At 41.8% G+C, this 24520-nt stretch carries 24 protein-coding genes; 7 read left to right on the top strand and 17 right to left on the bottom strand.

The window, feature by feature from the left end; genetic code table 11:
- From GO495_RS17475 to GO495_RS17490, 4 genes are all read right to left on the bottom strand, one after another.
- Complete coding sequence (locus GO495_RS17475; protein ID WP_157301003.1) at positions 1 to 696, bottom strand: M17 family peptidase N-terminal domain-containing protein; 696 nt, start codon at positions 694 to 696, stop codon at positions 1 to 3.
- 3 nt (positions 697 to 699) lie between these two features.
- Positions 700 to 2010 carry an alginate export family protein gene (locus GO495_RS17480; protein WP_157301004.1) on the bottom strand — a complete coding sequence of 437 codons (1311 nt, stop codon included), beginning with the start codon at positions 2008 to 2010 and terminating at the stop codon, positions 700 to 702.
- 29 nt (positions 2011 to 2039) lie between these two features.
- A complete protein-coding gene (locus GO495_RS17485) occupies positions 2040 to 2672 on the bottom strand; it encodes a hydrolase (protein ID WP_157301005.1) in 633 nt (210 codons plus the stop codon).
- A gap of 337 nt (positions 2673 to 3009) precedes the next feature.
- Positions 3010 to 3903, bottom strand: a complete 894-nt coding sequence (locus GO495_RS17490; protein ID WP_157301006.1) for a dienelactone hydrolase family protein — start codon at positions 3901 to 3903, stop codon at positions 3010 to 3012.
- Between the two features lie 288 nt (positions 3904 to 4191).
- Between GO495_RS17490 and GO495_RS17495 the strand changes: the two genes are divergently transcribed.
- The 5 genes from GO495_RS17495 to GO495_RS17515 all read left to right on the top strand — a co-directional run bounded on the left by GO495_RS17495 (position 4192) and on the right by GO495_RS17515 (position 8472).
- Positions 4192 to 6366 carry a beta-1,3-glucanase family protein gene (locus GO495_RS17495; protein ID WP_157301007.1) on the top strand — a complete coding sequence of 725 codons (2175 nt, stop codon included), beginning with the start codon at positions 4192 to 4194 and terminating at the stop codon, positions 6364 to 6366.
- Positions 6367 to 6560: 194 nt separating this feature from the next.
- Positions 6561 to 6953: a helix-turn-helix domain-containing protein gene (locus tag GO495_RS17500; RefSeq protein ID WP_157301008.1), complete on the top strand. Its 393-nt coding sequence runs from the start codon at positions 6561 to 6563 to the stop codon at positions 6951 to 6953.
- Between the two features lie 111 nt (positions 6954 to 7064).
- Positions 7065 to 7532, top strand: coding sequence for an ester cyclase (locus GO495_RS17505; RefSeq protein ID WP_157301009.1), 468 nt, complete (start codon positions 7065 to 7067; stop codon positions 7530 to 7532).
- 20 nt (positions 7533 to 7552) lie between these two features.
- Entirely contained in the window at positions 7553 to 8227 is a 675-nt protein-coding gene (locus GO495_RS17510) for an SDR family NAD(P)-dependent oxidoreductase (RefSeq protein WP_157301010.1), read from the top strand.
- 56 nt (positions 8228 to 8283) lie between these two features.
- Positions 8284 to 8472: an anion permease gene (locus tag GO495_RS17515; RefSeq protein WP_157301011.1), complete on the top strand. Its 189-nt coding sequence runs from the start codon at positions 8284 to 8286 to the stop codon at positions 8470 to 8472.
- Between the two features lie 18 nt (positions 8473 to 8490).
- Here GO495_RS17515 and mgtA read toward each other — a convergent pair whose 3' ends face one another.
- From mgtA to GO495_RS17575, 12 genes are all read right to left on the bottom strand, one after another.
- The gene (gene mgtA, locus GO495_RS17520; RefSeq protein ID WP_157301012.1) at positions 8491 to 11022 is read right to left on the bottom strand and encodes a magnesium-translocating P-type ATPase; all 2532 of its coding nucleotides are present in this window, start codon (positions 11020 to 11022) and stop codon (positions 8491 to 8493) included.
- A gap of 9 nt (positions 11023 to 11031) precedes the next feature.
- Positions 11032 to 12063 carry a lysylphosphatidylglycerol synthase transmembrane domain-containing protein gene (locus GO495_RS17525; RefSeq protein ID WP_157301013.1) on the bottom strand — a complete coding sequence of 344 codons (1032 nt, stop codon included), beginning with the start codon at positions 12061 to 12063 and terminating at the stop codon, positions 11032 to 11034.
- A gap of 74 nt (positions 12064 to 12137) precedes the next feature.
- The gene (locus GO495_RS17530; protein ID WP_205691283.1) at positions 12138 to 12404 is read right to left on the bottom strand and encodes a zinc ribbon domain-containing protein; all 267 of its coding nucleotides are present in this window, start codon (positions 12402 to 12404) and stop codon (positions 12138 to 12140) included.
- A 148-nt stretch (positions 12405 to 12552) separates the two neighbouring features.
- Complete coding sequence (locus GO495_RS17535; RefSeq protein ID WP_157301014.1) at positions 12553 to 13320, bottom strand: ABC transporter permease subunit; 768 nt, start codon at positions 13318 to 13320, stop codon at positions 12553 to 12555.
- Complete coding sequence (locus GO495_RS17540; RefSeq protein ID WP_157301015.1) at positions 13304 to 14044, bottom strand: ABC transporter ATP-binding protein; 741 nt, start codon at positions 14042 to 14044, stop codon at positions 13304 to 13306. Before GO495_RS17540 ends, GO495_RS17535 begins: the two co-directional genes overlap by 17 nt.
- Positions 14041 to 15282: a nitrous oxide reductase family maturation protein NosD gene (nosD, locus tag GO495_RS17545; RefSeq protein ID WP_157301016.1), complete on the bottom strand. Its 1242-nt coding sequence runs from the start codon at positions 15280 to 15282 to the stop codon at positions 14041 to 14043. The genes GO495_RS17540 and nosD overlap by 4 nt, the downstream gene beginning before the upstream one ends.
- Positions 15279 to 15731, bottom strand: a complete 453-nt coding sequence (locus GO495_RS17550) for a nitrous oxide reductase accessory protein NosL (protein ID WP_157301017.1) — start codon at positions 15729 to 15731, stop codon at positions 15279 to 15281. Before GO495_RS17550 ends, nosD begins: the two co-directional genes overlap by 4 nt.
- Entirely contained in the window at positions 15728 to 16303 is a 576-nt protein-coding gene (locus tag GO495_RS17555; protein ID WP_157301018.1) for a hypothetical protein, read from the bottom strand. The genes GO495_RS17550 and GO495_RS17555 overlap by 4 nt, the downstream gene beginning before the upstream one ends.
- A 56-nt stretch (positions 16304 to 16359) precedes the next feature.
- A complete protein-coding gene (nosZ, locus tag GO495_RS17560; protein ID WP_157301019.1) occupies positions 16360 to 18330 on the bottom strand; it encodes a Sec-dependent nitrous-oxide reductase in 1971 nt (656 codons plus the stop codon).
- Positions 18331 to 18349: 19 nt separating this feature from the next.
- Positions 18350 to 18853 carry a c-type cytochrome gene (locus GO495_RS17565; protein ID WP_157301020.1) on the bottom strand — a complete coding sequence of 168 codons (504 nt, stop codon included), beginning with the start codon at positions 18851 to 18853 and terminating at the stop codon, positions 18350 to 18352.
- 530 nt (positions 18854 to 19383) lie between these two features.
- On the bottom strand, positions 19384 to 20163 hold the full coding sequence (locus GO495_RS17570) for an ABC transporter permease (protein WP_157301021.1): 780 nt from the start codon (positions 20161 to 20163) through the stop codon (positions 19384 to 19386).
- 3 nt (positions 20164 to 20166) lie between these two features.
- Positions 20167 to 21075, bottom strand: coding sequence for an ABC transporter ATP-binding protein (locus tag GO495_RS17575; RefSeq protein ID WP_157301022.1), 909 nt, complete (start codon positions 21073 to 21075; stop codon positions 20167 to 20169).
- Between the two features lie 154 nt (positions 21076 to 21229).
- On the opposite strand from GO495_RS17575, the gene GO495_RS17580 reads away from it, so the two are divergent.
- Both GO495_RS17580 and GO495_RS17585 read left to right on the top strand, forming a co-directional pair.
- Positions 21230 to 22228: a sensor histidine kinase gene (locus tag GO495_RS17580; RefSeq protein WP_157301023.1), complete on the top strand. Its 999-nt coding sequence runs from the start codon at positions 21230 to 21232 to the stop codon at positions 22226 to 22228.
- A gap of 1 nt (position 22229) precedes the next feature.
- The gene (locus tag GO495_RS17585) at positions 22230 to 22916 is read left to right on the top strand and encodes a LytR/AlgR family response regulator transcription factor (protein WP_157301024.1); all 687 of its coding nucleotides are present in this window, start codon (positions 22230 to 22232) and stop codon (positions 22914 to 22916) included.
- A gap of 72 nt (positions 22917 to 22988) precedes the next feature.
- On the opposite strand, the gene GO495_RS17590 is transcribed toward GO495_RS17585, so the two are convergent.
- Positions 22989 to 24520, bottom strand: a 1532-nt coding sequence (locus GO495_RS17590; RefSeq protein ID WP_157301025.1) for a T9SS type A sorting domain-containing protein, incomplete at its 5' end; no start/stop codon positions are given.

A 24520-nucleotide genomic window follows, 5' to 3' on the forward strand; every position in this document is an offset into this window, starting at 1 on the left:
TTAGTTGTTAAAGGTGGCAATAGCTTCTTTGATACCCTGACCAGCAACCGTATAAAAGGCTGGTCCTGCCAGTAATGTTACTTTCGTCAAAGGCTTAAATGAGGACATTTTTTTCGTTTTCAGGTATATTTCAGTGCGGTAGGCGGCAAACATTCCTTTCACTACATTCGCTGCTACCAGCGCAGTAGGAGAATCAATACCGGCATCCTTCAGGTCACTGGCAAAGGCAAAACTGCCCACGCCTAAACGCAGGGCTTCCCGCATAGCTACACTGGCAATATCGGTCATCAGAGAAGGGGTAAACTTGTTGCGGTTGCCTAACCCTATCAGCAACACCCTTTTTGCGCCGATCGTACCGGCAGGAGGGGTAATGAGCAACGTTTCGAAAGCATGACCGGTAAATCTGCCGCTCTTCCTGATGTCCGTGATAATACCTTTCAGGTCATGGTCCAGATGCACCATACCATTTACAGAAGCTTCCAATGCAGGCGGTGAATTGAAAATATCGCCTTCCGTGTATTCAAATACACAGGCTACCTGTAAAGGTGTTACTTCTGTTGATGGCCCCTGTACCATGCCTTCTATACCCACACCATCTACTTTACCCCAGATGGTGGAAGTACCAACCGTCGTAGTTTGGGCAAAAGTTGTTAATCCTGTTAATGTTAAAATTGCTGAAACGATGATCCTTTTCATAGTTTAAAATTTAAATCCTATTCTGGTATTGATGAATAATCCATTTTTAGGGTCAGGTATCACATCATGCACAAAACTGCCCGTATTGAAATACTGTATGCCTGTATTCATACTGATATATTTACTCAGGTTATACACAATACTGGCTAAATACGCAGTACCGATATATCTTTTGTCAGATCCTGCCCCGGCGATATTAAATGTGCCACTTGGCCTGTAAATCCCGTCCTGCACAGAATACCGCCAGTTAAATACCACATCTGCCTGCAGGGTAAGATTGCTTAGCAACGCTATTGTGCCGTAAGGATGTATATCAATCAGGTTTACCGGCCCCACCTGCGGATCAAAACCAAAATATCCTCCCTTGGGATATAGCGGGTTGAATGTCTGCAAATTCCCGTCGCCGGCTTTTTTATCTCCTGATATATAATCATTACGTACATTAAGTGTTACCTTCTTAAAGACATACCCAACATCTATAGAGCCTGTCCATGCACGGATGTTACCGTTACCGAACGTTCCGAACTGCCAGGCTGCTTCGAGGTTATAAATAAAACCTCCGCCATATTTCCAGATCCGTGTTCCCAGGGTATGTCTTATTTCCTTTGCACTGCCTTCTTCAAAAGTGGCCCCATCCCTGCGTATGCCCAGATAATAAAAGTCCAGGTTGCCAGAGTTCGGAATGATCACCTTCGAATAGATCCCCCATAAATTTGCCTGCCTGGTACTTTTATTATCGAACACCCCTGTATTAGTACTATCAGCCATCATCACAAAACCATCCACTGAGAACTTTGAGGTTGTGTACATCATTTTGCCTCCCGTAAAATACAGTCTTGCATTAGGGCCTTCTCTTACAGAGATCAGCCTGCCTGACCCATAATCAATTTCCTGTCTGCCTGCCCGAAAAGTGAACGATTTACTGATCGCTACGTCTGCAAACAGGTTCTGCACATTCAGCTGATCTTCATCAATAGGACGCGGACCACTCTTTCTGCCGCTTTCCAGGGCGCTTCTCAGCTGACTGAATACTCTTACCCTGTTGCCTATATGAAGGTCTGCATGAAGGTCGTAGCGCTGCAGCAGGAAGTTATTATGGCCAATGCCTGCCTTACCCCAGTCCTCATTATTGAAGGATGCATATTCAAACCTGGCTTCACCTCCAAGCGACAGATTTATGCGTGCTGATAACGGAAGAAACTTGATACGGTCCGCTGTTGAATCATAATGTTCATCATAGCGCATCAGTTTGAAAGATTGGGCCGATGCTCCGGTAGTTATTAATGTAAAAAGAACAAATAGCTTTAATTGCATGATGGCGCCTGAAGTAATACGATTTAGATTTAGTGTTTGATTACTTTATGTGCATACTGTATCCCTATACCATAGGCGCCGCCATGTTTTTTTGCCAGGTCTGTTACGGCAGCATAAGTTTCCTGTCTTGCCCAGTCTCTTTGTAATTCAAGCAGATATTGTATGGATGTCATAGGTTGAACACCTGCCTGTACCATTCTTTGAACAGCCCGCTCGTGTGCTTCCACACTCACATCGCCGCAGGCATCTGTGATCACATATACTTCATACCCTTCGTGAATGGCGGATAATGCAGGTCCTACAATACATACACCTGTCCACAGACCTGCCATTACCAGTTTTTGTTTCCCCATACCTGTGATCGCTTTATAGGCAGCTTCGTCTTCCCAGGTATTCATACTTGTGCGGTCTATATAACCGGAAGTAGCCTGCGGATAAAATGTTTCTATCTCAGGAAATACAGGTCCGGAGAAAACCTCTTCTGCAACCGTGGTTACGACTGTCGGAATATTAAAAATTTTTGAAGCACCGGTTAGTATAGCAGTATTGGTCCGGAGCTCACTGATGGCGATACTCTTGGTGGCAAATCCCATCTGCCCTTCATAATCGATTAATACTAAAGCGTGATTGTGTGGTGATAATAATTTTGGAGAGGGTGTCATTCTATAAGTTTTGACTCAACTATAGTCAATTAGAATGCCATGGGGTTAATAAATTGATTATTATATAGTTGTATGGTTTTTTCGTGATTTAAAAACCACGGTATTTCGTAAATTTTCGATCAATATCCGAAATATAGAGAGTTTATTCTTTTGTTCCGGCATAGTTTTATATAGCGAATTCAGTTCCGCCTGCAAGGAATAAAAAAGGGTGTTCCATTTTAAATGAAACACCCTTATCAAAAAATCTGTCAGGAACCTGACGGAACGATATTTAATGTTTTAATAGTAACAATGATGTATATACGATGTAATGTTTTTCTGAACAGTCTATGTTTGATCACTTTAATTTTTTATCGAAAAATTCAATAGTACGTTTCCATGCAAGTTCTGCAGCGGGCTTGTCATAACGGGGCGTTGTATCATTATGGAAGCCATGATTTACACCTGGATAAATGTAAGCAGTATATTCTTTGTGGTTCTCTTTCAATGCACTTTCATAAGCCGGCCATCCATCATTCACATGAGTATCCAACTCTGCATAATGTAAAAGCAATGGCGCTTTTATCTGAGGCACCAGCTCCTTCGCCGGTTGCGCACCATAAAACGGCACAGCCGCTGCCAGGTCCGGTATACGTACTGCCATCATATTTGCAATCCCCCCGCCAAAGCAAAAACCAACAACACCTGTTTTGCCGTTACAGTCAGGATGTTTTTTCAGGTATTCATAAGCTGCTATAAAGTCTTCCAGCATTTCATTTTTATCTCTTTTACTCTGCAATTCCCGCCCTTTATCATCATTGCCGGGATAACCTCCTAACGGTGTCAAAGCATCCGGGGCAATAGATATAAATCCGGCCAGCGCAGCTCTTCTCGCCACATCTTTAATGTATGGATTTAAACCACGGTTTTCATGAACGACTACAATGCCGCCAAGCTTTTTCGTTGTGCCGGCAGGTTTAGATAACAAAGCCTTAATGGACCCGCCTCCTTTTTCTGAGTTGTAATGAATATATTCAGATATAAGACGGGGATCATCAGGTTTCACCTGAATGGCATACCCGTAGTCAGGCATCAGGAAACTCATCAGTGAAGAGACTGTTATACCTCCAACTGCGTATATGGATAGTTTTTCTATAAAGTCGCGTCTGTTCACCCTGTTATGAGCATAATCATCATACAGATCAAATACTTCCTGTCTGATATCTTCTTTTTTGATTTCGTTTCTGTTCATATGGATCGGGTTTGTATTAAAGTTAATTAATCCCTCAGAATATGCTGCACCAATTCATCGCGAACTGGTCTGTAAGAAACTTAAATCATGATGATCTATGCATTTACGATAGATTATTAAATATGACTATAAATATCTCATTTATATATTATTTATTTTAAAACGTACATCATGATTTATATCAAGCCCTTCTGTACTATCTCTTCTTTCATTTGACCACCGTCAACAAGTTACAGTGCAATTCAGTTAAATTAGCGTTATGATTTGTTAATTTAACATCTATAATCTATGAAAACCAGATCTTTACTTTCCCTCATCAGGGTATTATGTACCCGCATGGCCTTTCTCTTTGCATTAACCATTTCGGTAAAAAGTAACGTACAGGCCCAAACCACAGTTCCCTTCACATTGTCCAACAATTCATCTTATGCTGATGGCAATGTCTATGTCGCAATTGTAGGTATCGTTAACAACAATTTTGTATGGATTGACCCTAAAACCAGTGCGGTCAACCTTATGAGCGTATCAAACAATACCGTTCCCGGGCCCGTTATCAACGGTAATACTGGTCCCGGCGGTAACGGCCTGTATGCCAACTGTTTCGCCAAACTCAGTGACATACCTAATAAAACATTCAACATTCCCGGGATTGCAGGATGCCGCATCCTGATTTCCTTCAACTCGCAGTTGTACCTCTATTTCTTTGGCGCCTCCGGTTCGCCAAGCGGTTATGCAGCTCCTAATCTCTCCAATCCCACAGATCCCAATCAGGGCATCCGGTTTGAAACGATTGAGCTCACAAACGCCTCAAATGGCCTTTGGGTTAATACTACCCGCGTAGATAGCTATCAATACCCTATGGGTCTTGAAGTATGGGGTAATTCCGGTTTCTACCAGAAGGTAGGAGAACTGGTACCTCACAGTCAGATCCTTTCACAATGGCAGTCTACCGCGCCTTCCGAATTTGCCGGCTGCTATGATGCAACCAATGGCATCATTAAGTTCCCTTCAAAGACGGCAGCCTTCCAGACCGGCGGTGCACAGGCTAATTATTTCGGTTCTTATATCGATGCTATCTGGTCCAAATACCAAAGCGGTAACCTGGTGTTCAACGCAGGAGATGCAGGTACATGGACCGGCCACGTATCGGGGAACGTATTCACCTTTACCAGGGCTTCGGACGGACAGGTAGGAACCATATCAAACAAACCCACCAATCTTGAAGTCATGGAAGGCAGTGGTGTCATGGCAGCAGGTGGACAATGGGATAAGGTAGTTCAGGCACAGATATGCGCCGCCATTAACCGCCATGCCATTGATCTGACGGCAGCAACCGGCACCACACAGGATTTCTCCAATGCAGCCGGCTATTACCAGACCTCTCCATACAACTGGTATTGCAAGTTCTGGCACCGCAGTGATATCAGCTATAACAGCCTCACATATGCGTTCTGTTACGACGATGTATTCAACCATTCATCAACGATCAACGCTTCCTCTCCGGTACGGACCACCATCACTATCGGAGGCTTTTCAGGCCTCACTGCAAGTGGTGCAGCCGTAGCCTATAAGGATTGTAATTATGGCGGTTATGCAATAGGTCTGAATCCCGGCACTTATACCCGTAGCCAACTGATCGCACTGGGTATCCTGGATGATGATATTTCCTCCCTTAAGGTGACTTCAGGATATAAAGTGACCCTCTACCAGGATGACAATTTCACCGGATCTACACTTGTACTCACAGCAGACGATAATTGCCTGGTTGATAATAGCTGGAATGATGTAACCACATCGTTAAAAGTGGAATCCAATGTATCTTCTACCGTTATTCAGGCAGAGAGCTATAACTACATGTCCGGCATAGATGTCGAAACAACAACCGATGCAGGTGGTGGACAGGATGTAGGTTGGATAGACGCCGGAGACTGGATGTCTTACAGTGTAACAATACCTGTAACCGGTACCTACAACGTGGCTTATCGCGTGGCCAGCCCTAACTCCAACACGTCCCTGCGACTGGAAAAGGATGCCGGCGCCACACAACTGGGTACCGTTAGTATACCTAATACCGGCGGATGGCAGAACTGGACCAATGTTTCACATAATGTATCCTTGCCTGCAGGAACATATAACATCGGTATCGCCACAGCTACTGGTGGTTTCAATCTGAACTATCTTACCATCACCAGTATTTCATCTGCCAGAGTAGCGGCAACTACAAAAACAGTGGATGACAACATAGTTACGCTGTCGCCTAATCCGGTAAATGAACAACTTTACCTTCGTAACAATGACAAAGTAAGAACACTCAGCATTTATGATATCAGCGGCCACAATATCATGAACGTTAAAAACCCGGGCAGCACAATTTCTGTATCTTCTCTGATACCAGGGATATACATCATCGCTATAGACCGTAAAGACGGTACGCAAAAACGGATTAAAATCCTGAAGCAGTAATTAATATCTTTCATAAATAATAAGAAAACCCGCTCTCTCTATGAGCGGGTTTTCTTATATATTGTTGTTTTGTATAACGAATCAACGTATTATTTAAAATTATCTGTCGTATAGATTATAAAAACTTAAAAACTCACCAATTCCTTTGCATAAAATGATGGATATTTGTTCAACGGTGAATTTAATTGAAAGCAATGATGGCAAAGATTCCGGTAAAATATCTGAACAGGCAGAAGGAAATTACGGACAATTTTCTTTATCAGATGAATAAACATATGGATGAGTTCATGGCTGGCAGCGTGGAAGAAATGATTTCCCTGAAAGATATTGCGGGTATGATGTACCTGCACCCTGTTCACATCAGTAATGTCATTAAATTATACACCGGCTTTCACCCCTGTCATTTTTATGAACTGAGGGTATTAAGCGAAGCAAAGAAACTACTTGCAGATCATTCACTGACGATAAGTGAAGTAGCTAATCGCTTAACCTATGATAATTCTAATTTTACCAAGTATTTTAAGGAGTATACCGGCATGACCCCGACGGCATACCGCAAAATGATAAGTGATCAAAACCTCAACTGATCATATAAAACAAACACATCAAATACTTTGATCTTCACCATTTATACTTAAATCCTCACCAGATACAAGGCTACCAGGTTGACGACCTTTGTTGAAATAAATAATCGTTTTATGACAACAGAGAAAGAACAACCGGAAATGGTTAAAGCATTAACGGCTTCAGAAACTGAAGCAATAAAGATGTTTTACAGCGCTTGGAAAAAGCAGCAGCCGGAATTGCTCGACACCGTTTGTACACCAGACTGGAAGGACATTCCGTTGGGGCCGGGCCAGGCGGATGGGCCGAAAGGTCTGAAAGACATTATCCGCGGATTCACCGCTACGTTTCCTGACGTAGAAATCATCATTCACGAGATCTATGGTACCCATGAACGTGCTGGTGTAAGGGCGGCATTTGCCTTTACCCACGATAAAGAGTTAATGGGCATCCCTGCTACAGGTAAACGGGTCGAGCTTGCCCTGCATGAATTTCATCACCTCAAAGACGGGAAATTAACCCATACCTGGCACCTGGAAGACTGGTTTGGCCTGCTGCTTAAAACAGGTACCTGGGCAGTCAGCGGGTTAGGAGGTAATTAATCAATTTAAGAATAAGACAAATGAACACAGCAAATAAAAACGCAGTTATTACGGGTGCCAACAGTGGAATCGGATTGGCACTTACGCATAAATTGCTGGCCGAAGGTTATAACGTTTTTGGTACGTCCAGGTCTGGACGGATAGATGACTTACACCACGATAATTTAAGAGTTATCCGTTTAGATATTACAGACAGGAATAGTGTCAATGCTGCAACAGCGGAAATTAATACAACAGCAAAAAAAATTGATCTGCTCATTAATAATGCGGGTGTTGCACCTGATGTATTTGCAGAAGAACCGGAAATTGGCGCTTTCATGGAAACGTTTTCCACCAATGTATATGGGACGGTATTTTTCACTGAGACTGTATTGCCAATCCTGAATTCGGGTGCACAGGTGATTTTTATTTCCTCAAATATGAGTTTACCGAGGAATATGGCGACTAACGGGCCGGCCTACCGGATGTCGAAAGCAGCGATCAATGTTTATGCCATGATGCTGGCCCAGCGTCTGGAGAATCAGCATATCCGGGTAACACCGGTTCATCCCGGGTGGGTACAAACGCGGTTGGGAGGCGATCAGGCACCTTATACTACAGAACGATCTGCGGAGGGTATTTTTAAAGCCATCCAAACGAATGAAGAAAACGGAAAATTCTGGAACGTGATGGCTGGTAGCATCGAGCCTTATTGAAATTAGATTACCCTTGAGCAGGCAGCAGTAGGCATTTCCATAGGGATACCGGCAATATGCTGGTCATTTTTATGGGAGCCTCTGCTTTACCGGGGGACTCATTAACCCATTATGGTCATGGTCCTGCACCGATTTTCTTCGGCAGTACATATGTAGAGAAACATGGCTTTTTCATTAGTGTGTTATTTCTGGCTGTATGGTTTGCCGCAGGAGGAATATGGTGGGAAGTAATAGGATTATGGTAAGCTGAGAACAAAATACTTCTAGGTAATTATCTTCCGGTAAAACCATTTTTTTGTTAGTTCAGCAGCCACTATGTAACCTGAAATAACAAGTAATATCCATCCGTAATAAACAATAGGTAATGGTGTAAATCCCAGCCAGAAAGCCATCGGTGTTATCGGCAGGATTAAAACAAATAGTACGATAGTCGTTGTGGCTATGGCCAGGTATTTCCCGGGGAGGCTTTTGAAAAATGGCAGCCGGGTACGTACGACCAATACGATTAATGAGGCGGAGATGACGGATTCAATAAACCAGCCTGTCTGAAAAGCTTTCTCATTAGCATGTAACACAAACAACAAAATACCGAATGTGATGTAATCAAATATTGAACTAAGCAAGCCAAAAATGATCATGAAATGTTTGATAAAGGGAAGGTCCCAGCGTTGAGGATATTTTGTATTAATATCATCTACCTTATCCAGAGCGATGGTCATTTCAGGGAAATCTGTCAGTAAGTTGGTAAGTAGGATCTGCTTGGGTAATAGTGGCAGAAAATTCAGGAACAGAGAGGCGCCTGCCATGCTAAACATATTCCCGAAATTCGCGCTTGTTGCCATGAAAATATACTTCATGGTATTGGCAAATGTTTTACGTCCTTCTATAATGCCTTCTGTAAGGACTTCCAGACCTTTACTTAATAATACAATATCGGCGGCTTCCCTGGCTACGTCAACAGCCGTGTCAACTGAAATTCCCACATCTGCAGCATGGAGGGCGGACGCATCATTAATTCCATCTCCCATAAAACCAATCACGTGCCCTGCTTTTTTGAGAATAAGGATGATTCTTTCTTTCTGGTTAGGCTCTACCTCTGCAAAAATATCTACTAATGGAGCCTGATGTAATAAAGCCGCATTGCTCATCTTTTGTAATTGGGCGCCGGTAAGTATTTTGGGTTCGGTAATACCGATCTCCAGGGCCAGACTATTTGCAACCAAAGCATTATCCCCTGTAATTAACTTGAGTTTTACCCCCAGCTTGTTTAATTGACCAATAATAGCCGATACATTGGCTTTGAGTGGATCAAACAAGGTAACAAAGCCTAAAAAGATCATATCTTTTTCTTCTGCTTTTGTGATAATATGCCCTGTATCCAGACGTTTATAAGCCAGCCCCAGCGTACGAAACCCTGATTTGCTGAATTGTTCATATTGCTTAAGAATAGCCGCTTTACTTTCTTCGACAGATGTTAGTGAGCCATCCTGCATTTCGACCTGGCTGCACACTGAAAGCATAACAGTTAATGCTCCTTTGGTTATGGCCAGATTTTCCTGTTCATGCCGTACCTGTATTGTTAAACGTTTTCTTATAAAGTCATAAGGGATTTCCGCTAATATGGTATAGTTGCCGATTGCCCCCTGATAGCCCGAACAAATGGCCTCATCAATAGGATTATGGAAGCCTTGTTGTAATGAGGCGTTTAACCAGGCATATTTTAATACCTTTTCGCTGTGCGTACCTGAACTGTCTAATGTATCTTTTAGATTAACATGCCCTTCTGTAACTGTCCCCGACTTATCAGAACAAAGAATATCCATACTGCCTAAGTTTTCAATGGAGGACAATCTTTTCACAATTACTTTTTTTATGGCCATACGCTTGGCTCCGGCAGAGAGATTGACGCTAATAATAGTAGGAAGCAACTGTGGTGTAAGTCCTACGGCCAGAGCCAGGGAAAATAAAAATGAATCCAGTACAGGTCTGTGTAGAAAAACATTTATGGCAAAAATAGTAATAACCAGTAGTAAGGTGAGTTCCATCAGCAAATAGCCAAACTTGCGGATGCCTCTTTCAAAATCAGTTTCCGGAGACCTTTCCAGCAGTCCTGCGGATATTTTGCCAAATTCCGTCAGCCTGCCTGTTTTTACTACTATGGCCGTGGCTTTTCCACTGATGATGTGCGCACCCATTAACAGGACATTACTTCTTTTGGACAGTGGCGTATCCACTGGCAATACCCCGCAGTTCTTTTCAACGGGATAGGTCTCACCGGTGAAGGCTGCTTCATCTACAAACAGCTCCTGTGAATTTATTAAGAGGCTGTCTGCCGGTATAACATCTCCGGCCGTTAAGGATATAATATCTCCGGGAACCACATTCTCGATTGGTAATTCCCCTTTTTGTCCATTTCTTAATATGGTGCAATGGAGGTGGACCATCTTCAATAATTCTTTTGCTGCATTCGCCGCACCACTTTCCTGCCAGAAGCTTAATAAACTGCTGATAAATAAAATTATCAGTATGATGATCGTATTAGTTACATCCCCTAGGCCTAATGATAATAATGCCGCCACAATAAGCAGAATGGTTATCGGGCTTTTAAACTGGGACAGGAATAATATTAAGCTGGATTTTTGATCGGTTTTCCTGATGGTATTGATTCCATATGTTTTTAATCTTTGAGCTACCTGTTGATCGTTCAGGCCATTTTCATCTGCAGCAAGCAGATGCAGTACTTCCTCTTTGGTAAGATGCCAGAATTGATTAACCTGTTCAGTTTGATTCTCCATACAAAATTATTATGATGCAGATTTATTAAGATGGGTATTGTTTTCATGTTGAAGATTCCGGTATAGCAACAAGCCTACAGGTATTGGCAGCCAAAAAGTGAAAAAGCGATAGAGCAGGGTAACAATGAGGGCCACGTGTACCTGCGCTCCCATGATAGTATAGAAATAAGTCATGGCACTTTCATATGCAATAAGTGATCCCGGAGATATGGGAAGTGATCCGATGACCTGTGCCAGTAGCAATCCAAGCAGGATGTTGCTAAACGGAAGACTTACATGAAAAGCATTCATTATTGCAATGACAGTAATCACATCAGAGAAGAGGATACAGATCTGTAATAATACAGCCAGCAAAAATGCCTTTTTGTGTGTAATAAAATAATGCCATCCTGTTGCACTTTTATCCTGAATTGATAGCAGGTTATTCTTCATTATATATCGCCTGATATAACCGAATCTGTGTAGTTTATGGAGTATGAATTTAATAGTGCGCTTGTTGCTCGTTAACAGGATAATTATCCCCAGTAGTATGAAAAATATAAATCCTGTTAAAACGGTGTACTTAATTACTGAAACTACGTGTATCTGCCGGATAGCATACCATAAATAAGATATGCCCAGCAATATCAGGAATGCGAAATAATAGCAGATTGATTCAAATACTAACACGATAAATGCCTGGGCTGAAGGGATTTTTCTTTTAACCAGCTGATTAAAGATATAGCCATTTCCACTGAGCCCACCACTTGGTAAAGCCTGGTTAACAAACATAATAACGACCGATATTTTTAAAAGAGTAATGAACCCGGTTGTTCCTGTTTTACCCGCTAAGAGGGTGCGCAGGATAAGGGAATTCAGCAAATAAGTAGTTGTTTGTGCAGCCAGAACCACCAATAGCCATACCGGCTTCATTTCCAGCAAAAGTTTCTGGATGTCCTTAAGCTTACCTATATAGTGAATGGCGAAATAGAAAACAATTAGTGAAAAAAGGTAAAAGCCTAGTCTGGAGGGTTTAAACAACCCTTTTTTTTCTTCAGCCATTTTTAACCTTTTAACCGTGATCCTGAAGGCTTTCATTTATCTTTCATCACAATTCCGGTGCCAGGTATCAAACGTTAGAGAGCATTCTTTTTCCATCGTTTTAGGTTAGGCAAAGCCTCTACGGCCATTGTTATTATGTTCGCAGGGATATGCCTTTTCTCCATCTGCATCTTTACGATCGTTTCCATCTGTTTCATTGACATATTGGGGCTGGTAAAGGCTCCATCCTTGTAACAGTATATGCAATATTCGTTGCTTTTAGAGCCGTCTTTTTCAGTTCCGCGAATCTCATTGCTGTCTAACGGCATACTGCAGCTCTGGCAGAATTTTTCCAGGTTCATAAAATTAGTTTTTGGTTTTAAAAACTGAAATAATATGAAAAATATCACAACCAAGATACGTGCAACCTGTTTTTTGTAAAATGATTGCCGTCATCGGATTGATTGATTATAATTGCCTTAATGGCTTTATCGATGCAAAATCCCATCCTCAGATATCTTTCTTTTTAAATATCCTTGCAGCTGTTATCAAAGGGATAATAGTCCAGCACAGCATACAGACAAGCGTATAGATGCTACCCATGGCAGATCCCATGAATTTCTTGAATAAAGCGCCGGAATAGCCCATCATTACGGCCGCATCTAATTGCAGCAACACTAATATACGGGCCAGATCAACGGGGTTTAAGGATATAAGCCCCAACAGGGGTTTCTCGATCGGGTAATCGCTGAATGAATAAATAAAGGAGAGCAGTAAACCATCGAATAGCAGGATGAAGAACAGCGCTGTAATGATCGCCGCACCGATACCTTTGGTTTTGTCCTTGAACAGCACAAATATCAGCAATGCCAGTGCCGAGAAGATCAGCGTTAAAAACAACCCGCTTATTATTAGTGTAACCGCAGCCAGGTTATAATAAAAAATACAGATGGGAACGCCTACGCCCACCAGGTAAGCAATGGTTAATGCGATAGCAATGCCGGCATATTCTGCCAATAGCATTGTTTTTCTTTTTATTGGCTGAGCCAGCAACAGCTCGGTGAATTCTACGGAATTAAAGAAGTAGATGGTGGAAAAGAGAATACTGATAATAGGCACAAAGAGCAACGTAATGTTTAACAGGCTTAAAAGGGCTTTGGAAGCATTATCACCTATGCCCGAAACGCTGATGGTGATTGCCGCCAATATAAGCGTATAAACAAGTATTGTTTTATTCTTCAGCAGATCGAGCAGTACATATTTAATAATTGTTTTCATGGAGCAGATATTCTTCCCTATAATTCTTTTGCATGATTGCGGCAACGATTTTATTCAATTTTTCCTGTCCGGTCGACTTTTTAAGTTCCTCCACTGTTTTAAAGCACATCAGCTTTCCGTCCTGTAAGTACACTATATGAGTGGTGATGTCATCAAGGTCGCTGAGTACGTGGGAAGTAATGAGAATTAGTTTTCCGTTGGCACGTTCTTTTACAATCTTATCTTTCAGGAGCTCGCTTGATACCGGGTCCAATCCCGCAGTAGGCTCATCGAGGATAAGTATATCCGGAGAAAAAAGAAAAGAAAGGCAGGCACTAATCTTCTGGCGTGTACCACCAGAAAGGCTTCGCATTGTTTTATGGTGTACGGCAGGTATGTTAAATCCTTCAATCAGTTCTTCATCATACCTGTTACAGTCTTTCCTGATCTCTTTGAGCATCTTTATGACCTGGCGTATGGTCATGTTCTCGGGATAACGCCCTATCTGGGGCATATAGCCTATTTGCGAGCGGTATTCCCAATGGTCCTTTACTTCGTTCCCGTTTATCCTGATCGTTCCTTTTTCCGGGATCATTAAACCCAGAATGGATTTTATCAGGGTAGTCTTTCCTGAGCCATTGGGTCCTAACAGGGAAATGGTTTGCCCGGGTTCAAAATGCAGGCTGATGTCGTCTAAAGCCTTAAACTTTCTGAAGGTTTTGGTCAGATGTGCTATTTCGATCATAGTTTTAATTTTTTCATTAATGGATGATCATCTTTCAGCATATCCGGTATTATAGTGGGCATTACCTTCTCCACCTGGTCCATCATATCGGTAAGAAAGCTGCGGTACAGGATCATTGCCGGAGGTATCTTTTCCGTTATTACCGCATATACACTTACGGGGTAGTAGGAGACATCCCCTATATTATTTTTGTCCAGGTCATAGCCATCATACTTATCCCAGTAATTATTATTGAATACATTCAGCATCATGGAGCCATTAGTGGTTACGTCAAAGGAGTTACCGATAAAATTATTCTCAACAAAGTTACTCCCGCTGCAGCTTGCCTGTACACGTACTCCCCATCCGTTGTCCTCGAAAATGTTATGCCGCACGTCCACGCGTGTAGTACCTTCCATATGTATGCCTACCGTATTTTTTGTAAACCGGTTATGTTCAATTTTACTGTCGGTGATCTCTTTCAATAAAAGGCCATACGAAGCATCTCCCCAATTGTGGACAAATTCATTGTCATGCATGATCACGCCTTTGGAGTACATAACCGCAACACCAGCGCCATTGCTCTTAAATGTATTCTGTGTATAGGTATCATTGTGGGAAAACATAAAATGCAGACCATATCGTGCATTGTCAAAAGATGTGTTAGCAGCAATATACGAGTCGGTAACAAACTCAAAATAAATGCCATCCCGGTGTCCTGATATGGAATTCCCTGTTATGGAGAGGTGAGTGGATTTCCACGCATGGATGCCATTTCCGCCGTTTATTTCATCTTTAGTGTCGGAGTGGATCATGTTATTGACGATATAACACCGGGTAGCGTTTTGCAGATAAATGCCAAATGTATTATTAATGAGCCTGTTGTTCTTTATGGTAACACATTTTGCATTTACGATCCTGATACCCGCCATATCTGTAATAGATACTTTCCCAATATGTTGTATCTGCAAGCCCTGTATTATTACCGAATCGCTGGTAATAATAAAAACCTGGTATTTACTTTCCCCGTCTATTACCGGAAATCCTTCCCCGGTTATTGTCAGTTTTTTGGAGATGATGATATCATGTTCCCTGTAAATCCCTTTTTGCAATAATAATGTGTCGCCGCTGCGTGCATTGTCTGCAGCATGGTGGATACTGTTGGCAGCAGGATGGACTTTTATAATGGTGGCGAAACCCGGGGTAGCGGCAGATAGCAGGAATACATGTAATAACAGGTATGAAAGTACGCGTTTCATTGGTTTATAAGTTTGGATTCCAGGTCTTGCCATTTTAACTCGTTATTCTGCAAGTGTTCCTTAAAAGGCGCAGCTTCCCTGTCAGTTGCAAAAGCGGCAAGATTTCCGTTCATAGGTGTTTTAAATACTTCGCTATTATGCAGGTATACCGCCTGGCGGGCATCCAGGAAACTATTATCCGGTTTGCTGTAATCACTTACAAATATCATGGTCTTTGCATTGTTGATATGCTCTTCCTCCATATATTTCAGGAGGCATGCCATATCGTCGAATTTGTAGGCTTTACCTTTCTCCGTAACCATTTCTGCTGCAAAGCGTTTATCCATTATAATCATTTTGCAATGAGTGCATGCATCATGGCCATAGTCTATCGGTTCAAACTGCTGTTGGCAGGAGGTGAGGCCCATAAGGCCGTATACAAATATTATCATCAGAAGTGCCTGCTTCATTTTTCATTTTTTTTCCATTCATAGATCGTCATTGAAGCCAGTAACATGCCAGCACCAATGAAAAACCAGCCGGCAATGTCAGGTTGGGATAATACCTCAAAGTTCAGCAATTTCTTATAGCCGAATAAAGGAGGCTGGTAGGACATGCCTGGTACCCGTATTGGTGCGTGAGGATTAAGGTGATGACCGTAATTATACTCCCACATGTAGAAATCATAGAAAGAAAAGCATGCAATGACAATGAACAGGGCCGTCCATATGTAATAGTATATTTTCTTTTTAAGTAGCAGTACCAGGAATCCAAAGAGGATAAACAGGAGGATGGCTGCAGGCAGGAAGATGAATTCCCGGAAATCTTTTTTATTGATCTCCTGCATACCTATATAGTGATTCAGCCCATTGATGATAGGCACATCGCCTTTTAGGTCATTCAGCCATATCTGCATTGATAATCCTCCCGGGTATTGTGGTGCTCTCAGATCAATCCGCCATAAGGGGAATAACCATAGTGTTGCCAGGAACAGCATAACAATCACAATACTTATTTTTCCCGGCTTAGTCAGTGTTTTCATAATAAAGAGATAAAAAGGTACTACAGCTGTGGCCGCAGTACCTTTTGTAATTGATCTTATTTTTGTGCGCTTGTATCTGCTGTTTCACCGGTGCCGAATTTCAGGGGAGTGTTGCTCCCTTTGGGAGATACTCTCAGGTAACCTGACATTTCCTGGTGTAAGGCAGAACAGAAGTCTGTGCAATAGAATGGATAGATACCCTGTTTTTGCGGGGTGAATTTTAAGGTAACGGTTTCCCCCGGCATAATCAGCAGTTCTGCATTGGGATTGTTCTTGATGGCGAAACCATGTGGAATATCCCAATCCTGTTCCAGGTTGGTAACATGGAAATAGATATCATCGCCCACAAATACCCCTTCAATATTATCAGGTACCAGGTGGGACCTGATGGCAGTCATATACACGTCCACCCGGTTCCCTTTGCGTACTACATTGGCTTTCTTTTCGCCCATTGTCACAAATTCATTGCCATTCTTGTTAATGTCATAGTACTTCACCTGCTTGTCTTGTATTAAACTGGCAAGACATGCCTGCGCATAGTGGGGCTCTCCGATAGTGGGGTAGTCCAGGAGCAATTGCATTTTATCGCCGGATATATCGTATAACTGAGCAGATTGTGCCAGTTCCGGGCCGGTAGGTAAAAAGCGGTCCTTGGTTATTTTGTTGTATGCGACCAGGTATTTGCCTGATGGTTTCCTGGTATCGCCACCAGGAATCATTAAGTGACCAACGGAATAATAAGTGGGAGCCCTGTCCAGTACTTTAAGATCCTTTAAACTCCATTTTACTACTTCTGAAGAAAGGAACATAGAAGTATATGCGTTTCCTTTATCATCAAATTCTGTATGCAAAGGACCCAGCCCTGGCTTTTGTACTTCGCCGTATAAGGCCGCTTCATATTTTATGATGGGTATGCCCTGGAAATCTCCTTCAAACTGTTTACTTCCGATAGCTTTTATTATTTTACTGAAGGAGAACACGGGGATCAGAGCTGCCAGTTTCCCGCTTCCGACAATGTATTCCCCGCTAGGGTCTATATCGCAGCCATGCGGGGATTTAGGGCATGGAATCATGTAGATCATGTCCGGGCAATCTTTAGGATCCAATAGTAATACATCATGTTCTATAACGGAGGTAGCTGTTTGTTTACCTTCATCATAGGTATTATGTGCATAGTCTGCTGGTACTTTTTTGCCTTTACCTGCTTTGGCATATTCTTCTGCTTTTTTCCAGTTAACGGCAACGATATAGTCCTTATCTTTTTGTGATGCGTTCACTTCAAGCAACGTATAAGCCTGCTCAGTATTGTAACTGGAAAAGAAGAACCAGTCATGTGAGGGCCCTTTCCCTCCATGGCTCAGATCAAGGTTCATACCGGGCAATACTATCTGGAAAGCGATCGACATATTGCCGGAGTTTTTATCCACACTAATAAATGATGCGGTGCTATGGAAGTTCTGTTTAAATGAACTGATCGGTACATCTTCTGCACCTAATGGTACAGAAAAACGGGTGCCTGCTACCACATACTCCGTATTCTCTGTAATGAAAGGGGAAGAGTGGTTACCTGCACTGTTAGGTATTTGCAGGATCTCTACCGTTTTAAATGTTTTGAGATCTATCCTGGCAATACGTGGTGTGTTATTAGCGTTGGCGAAGAGCCAGCGACCGTCCTGTTCTCCGTTTGTCTGGGATAGGTCCAGGTGGTGCTGATCGTCCCATGGGATCTGACCGTTGGTCGTGTTCAGCATGGCCTTTGTTTCTTCGCTGTAGCCATAGCCATTTTCCGGAAATACAGCAAATACCGGGATGAGCTTCAACAACCGCCCTGAAGGCAAACCGTAAACAGATACCTGTCCGTTAAAGCCTCCTGATACAAAATTGTAATACTCATCATATTTACCGGGAGCAACATATACTTTTGAATCAGCATCTCCTTTCACGGCAGATGTGGTGTTCTTCATTTTACAGCTTTGCACGAATGCTACTGAAGCGACAAGGCAAAGCGGAAGGAATATTCTTTTCATAAAAAAAAAGTATGTATTATTAATTCTTACCATCGTTATCCCGCATGAATTCCAGCACATCCCTGGCCTCCTCATCACTGAGATGCTGGTTAGGCATACGTACCATACACTGTTCAAGCATGGCCTGGGCAGCAGGGTCTTTATCGATCATCTCATCTGTATTGGTCACAAAATTCATGATCCATTCAGGCTTTCTTCTGTCTGTAACACCTTTCCAGCCAGGACCTACCAGTTTTTCTCCGGTAACCTTATGACATGCGCTGCATTTTACATCGTATACTGCTTTCCCCTTAGCCAGCATTGCCTTGTCCAGCGGGTGAGTAAGCTTTACTTCGGTAAACTTTCCTTTCCCTTTGGCATCTGTAAGTGCCTGGTCTGCGGTTTTATCTTTGGGGGCTACCATACTGGAATCGCCTGCTGCATTACCGGAAGAGGATTGGGAACCGGAATCCGATCCGGATCCGCAACTGTAAATGAGAAGGCTTGTAATAACTATTGATGCTAAAAGATGTACTTGCTTCATAACTGAATTTTTAGGATTTAAAGCTTTTATAATTTATTATTAAGAGAAAACGGATCATAATGAAAGGATATAATATTTCTTAAAAGGATAATACAGGCTAGAAGTATTGCGATGCAAATTATCGCCAGTTAACGAGGAATGTGTTGCTTGTTGTCAGTTGGGGAAATGATCTTAATCATTATTTTATATACTTAGATAGGTAATAATTAGTCGCATAATATGATCTATATCATATTTTATGGCAGTATTAGCCGTGGGGTATCTTTTTATGGAATAAACACTTTTATGATGGAAATTGTTGAAGAGCCCCTGTTTTTATTCCGCAAAGCACCGGGGTAGTAGGGTATAACTTTTTTTAATGCTTCCTCTGCCGCCATATCAGAGGTGGTCACTAACTGAGCAGATGGTTAATGACATCTGCATAATTGTGATTGAGCGAATAAAAAGGGGAATTTCGTTAATTATGTAACGATATATGATCATGGTAAAATGGTGTCACTTATCAGTACGATAATCGTTCCAAACATCAGTTATCCTTTTTCCTTCCGGAAATATAAATTCAGGAAGCCTGATAAGAGTGACAGCACAAAGCTTACTAAAGAAACCATATACATCAGACCTAATGAATAATGTTCATTAGAATGATCCATTGAGAACATAAACAATGGGAATAAATAAGGAGAATAGAGATGGTTTTTGACCCATCCTCCTAATAGCAGACATCCAATCAGCAAACTCAATCCGATTCCCAGCGGTATCATAAAATTCCTGAACCTTACACTCAACCAATATTGAATGGCACTGACTGCCAATATGCCAATATATACCCTTATCGAAATAATAAGCATCTGATACCAGGGAATAGGGAGCTGGAAGAAATTATGTACCCCTTTTAGCAGAAACAGGAGCACTGCAGCAATCAGGCAAAACAGGTTGAAACACAGGAAGTAAAAAATGATCATCACCTGAACCACTATGAACTTGGAAAAGAATATATCGGCATAAGATCTTGGCAAAGCATAGAGCTGTTTCCATGCGTTATTCCTGTATTCAGTTTGTGCGATCGAATTATTAAGCAGAATAACGTACATAGGCAGCATCACAGCCGCTGTATCTTTCCAATTGATCATCAGGAAAAAATGCCAGGAATCACGATGCATCATCATCCCATAGAGCTCATCACTTACCATACAGGAAATAATTTTCATGATGGGTGTTAAGGATGCTATCAGCAAGGTTAACCCAAAGAGAGAAGTGTGCCTGTATTTTAACCATTCTGTCTTTATACCCAGTAAAAAAGAATACTTCATATGTTACGCTGTTATTATTTGAACAAATAATGCCTCCAGGTCGTTTTGAATTACCTTTAGGTTATATACCCGGACACCCTGTTTTACCAATAAGTCATTCGCTGCGGCCACCTGTTCTTTTTTATTACATATAACCTGTAATGTATTGCGACCAGCAGTAGTGAAAGAAAACAGTTGTGCTAACGCTGTTTTGGCATTTTCAAGGTCGTCTACTTCTATTTCGATGATAGTCCGATCCGATTGTAATTGATGGAGTTCCGGTAATGTTCCCTGAAACAGTAATTTCCCTTTATGGATAATTCCTACATCAGTCGCAATCTTTTCCACTTCTGCTAATAGATGACTGGAAATCAGGATCGTTTTGCCAAATTCCCGGTTTAAATGCAGTAGCAGGTTTCTCATCTCGATGATCCCATTTGGATCCAGGCCATTGGCAGGTTCATCAAGTATCAATAGCTCCGGATTATGTAACAGAGCAATAGCAATTGCCAGTCTTTGTTTCATACCCAGTGAATAATCTTTTGATTTCTTATTTCCAACATCATTAAGACCAACCATCTCTAATACTTCATGCACTCTTTTTTGCCCGCATTTGTAAGCAAGCCTGTATATTTCCAGGTTCTCCCGGGCATTAAGATGAAGGTATATGGAGGGTTGTTCAATCAGGGAGCCGATTCCTTCAAGGGCTGCTATTCTGTGGCGCTCAAAATCATCGCCAAAAACACGAATGACCCCGGTTTGTTTTTTTAATAAGCCTAGAATTAGCCGTAGTGTAGTTGTTTTGCCAGCTCCATTGGGGCCAAGAAATCCGTAAATACTTCCGTTTGGGATCAACAGGGAAACATCATCCAATACTAATTGTTTTCCGAAATGATGAGATAAATTTTCAACCTGTACAATGTATGAATTCATTATAATGATTTTATTAACAAGACAAAATTGTCGATAAGCAACAACATAAAAAGTAAAATTCAACCAACCGGATGAACGGATCAACCAACAGCTTATCCCGATCAAGGAACACAACATATTTTTTCGGAAGAAGGTTACTCGTTAACTTTAGTCAATGAATAAAACAAAACTGGTATTATGGCATATTGTATTTTGGCTGATACCTCCGGCAGTGATAATCCCCAGTATGATCCGCGCAGGTGCCGCAAGTGCAATTCCATATTGGATAACAGCGTATCTGTTTTATATCAGCTCCTTCTATGTAAGCCTGTTTGTAATTTTGCCCCGATGGGTGAGGGGACGGAAAATTCTTCCTCTTTTATTAAGTTGGTTTAGCGGGATCGTTTTTTATACATTTATTATCCTGCTTATTAACCGGGCTTTTGGCGTATTCCAGAAGGGAAGTATGGCCTTTAAAATCGGAGACTGGTTTTTCTCCAGTTGTACTTACATGGGTGCTTTATATTTCCTGAGTTTTGCTTACCGGTTTGCATTCGATTGGTTCAGAAATGACCACATCAAGCTGGAAATGGAAAAAAGTAACCTTAAGACAGAACTCGCATTTTTGAAATCACAGATCAATCCTCATTTTCTGTTTAATACGCTTAATAATATATATGTTCTGGCATATCAGCAGTCTGCCCAGGCACCTGATGCGATCATGAAGTTATCTGAAATGATGCACTATATGTTATATGAGAGTAATGATGAGAAAGTGCCATTAGCCAGGGAAATTTATTATATAGAGCAATTAATGACGCTGCAACAGTTGAGGATGAATGACCCGATGTGCTTTGATTTTTCTGTGACAGGAGACGTGGATAATTATCAGATTGCCCCTTTGTTACTTATCAATTTTGCGGAGAACATTTTTAAACACGCCATCCTTAATGATCCTAGCGATCCTGCAGTGATGCACTTAAGCCTGAAAGGGAAACAACTATCTTTACATTGCCGGAATAAGGTTAATAATGTTTTGAAGGATCAGGAAGGCGGAATAGGTTTAATGAATGTTAAACGGAGAATGGAGTTGATCTATCCCGGGAAACACCAGTTTAAGATAAAAATGGAAGACCTTTATTATAATACCTATTTAACTGTACAACTAGACTGATATGCAGATACTTCAATGCATTATAATAGATGATGAACCGTTGCCACGCGTCCTGCTTTGCGACTACATTAAAAGAGTTCCTTATCTTCAGTTGGCGGGTGCGTATGCAAATCCTTTGGATGCATTGTCGGTAGTCCAGCAGCAACCAATTGATCTTATTTTTCTCGATGTTCAGATGCCAGAGCTGAATGGTGTGCAATTTATGGAATTGATAAATGGGAAAAGTAAAGTGATCTTTACTACGGCTTATCCCAATTATGCCCTGAAGGGATATGAATTGGATGTATTAGACTATTTATTAAAACCCATCTCTTTTGAGCGTTTCCTGAAAGCTGTCAGCAAAGCGATGCCTTATACCCCAATGACTGAAAAGGTATTATTTGTAAAAGCTGAACATAAAATAATTAAAGTTTCTCTTTCCGAAATTCAATATATAGAAGGATTAAAGGAATATATCGCTATCCATACACCGGATAAAAAAATCATTACATTGCAAAGCATGAAAAAAATGGAAGAAGTATTACCTGCTGCTGAGTTTATGCGAACACATAAATCATTTATTGTTGCCCTGGATAAGATTGATTCTATTGATCGTAACAGAATATTTATTAAAAATAATGTTATTCCAATTGGAGATACATATAAAGATCCCTTTTTTGCAAGGCTCAATAATAAGAATCTTTTGTAAATGAAGTTCCTTATAATAATAAGAAAAGCCGGAGATCTCCGGCTTTTCTTATTATTATAAGGAACTTATTCTCTACTTCACCTGAATTAATCTGCTGGTATATACCTTACCATTAACCTTTATCAGGCAATAGTGGATACCTGCCGGAAGGCCGGAAGCATTTAATGTCAGTTTCTGTATTTCTCCTGCTTTTGCCAGATCATTATATAAACGTCTTTCCAGTACTCCGTTATTGCCATATAGCTCTACAGTCACCTGCGTAGTTGAAGGTGATTTGAAGGTGATATAAGCTACATCAGAGAATGGATTAGGATACGCATGGTATTCAAACGTTGACCCTTCTGCAACGGCAACAGCAGTTGATGCTACACGGCCTGTAGATACAGGCACTGTTAATACCATTTGTGCAGAATCCCTACAGCCGTTAGTCGTACTCGTTACCTTCAACTTAAAGGTACCGGATGAACCTTCCAGGCCTGACATATAAGTAACAGTAGTGCTGGTAGCTCCTGATGCAATGGTCCAGTTAACATCGGTGGATGTTAAGGACCATTTATAGGTGGCGCTGTTTACACTAAGTGCTGTCAGTATGTCAAATGACAATGGAGAGAGGGTAGCGGTTGGCGGATTTATTACGGTTGTAGGCAGAGTTGTATTCTGATTGACAGTAGTATTTGAACTTGCCTTACATCCATTAGCAGTATTTGTAACCACCAGGAAATAAGTTCCTGGGGTTGTAACAGTAGCTGTCGTATTGCTGGAAGTGAAGTTAGAAGGCCCCGTCCAACTGTAGGTAACTCCTGAAGATGTACTGCTGGCTGTTATAACAGTACTGGTTTTAATACAGGTCAGCGTACCATCATTACTCGCCGTAACTCCTGCTGGTGCAGACAGGTCCTGAATGACAGTTGCACTGTCTATGGAAGTACATCCTGTGGTGCTTCTGGCAGTTACATAATACTTACCGGGAGCGCTTACACTTACTGTTCCCTGTCCGGATGTAAAGCCAGACCAGGTGATGGTACTACCTGTGGTAGAAGAAGTCGCCACTAAGTTTACAGTAACAGTTGCGCATGTTAAAGTAGCCGGTGCAGTCACTACCAGATTGGGTTTAGTGATATTCTGTGTTACAATTGCGCTGTCTATGGTAGTGCATCCTGTGGTGCTTCTGGCAGTTACATAATACTTGCCGGGAGCGCTTACACTTACTGTTCCCTGTCCGGAGGTAAATCCAGTCCAGGTAATAGTCGCACCAGTAGTAGAGGATGTTGCATTTAAACTAACGATGGTAGTTGCACATGTTAAAGTAGCCGGTGCCGTCACTACCAGATTTGGTTTGCTGATATCCTGTGTTACCGTTGCGCTGTCTATGGTAGTGCATCCTGTGGTGCTTCTGGCAGTTACATAATACTTGCCGGGAGCGCTTACACTTACTGTTCCCTGTCCGGAGGTAAATCCAGTCCAGGTAATAGTCGCGCCAGTAGTAGAGGATGTTGCATTTAAACTAACGATGGTAGTTGCACATGTTAAAGTAGCCGGTGCCGTCACTACCAGATTTGGTTTGCTGATATCCTGTGTTACCGTTGCGCTGTCTATGGTAGTGC

The sequence above is a fragment of the Chitinophaga oryziterrae genome, from assembly GCF_009758125.1.
GTDB classification, from domain to species: domain Bacteria; phylum Bacteroidota; class Bacteroidia; order Chitinophagales; family Chitinophagaceae; genus Chitinophaga; species Chitinophaga oryziterrae.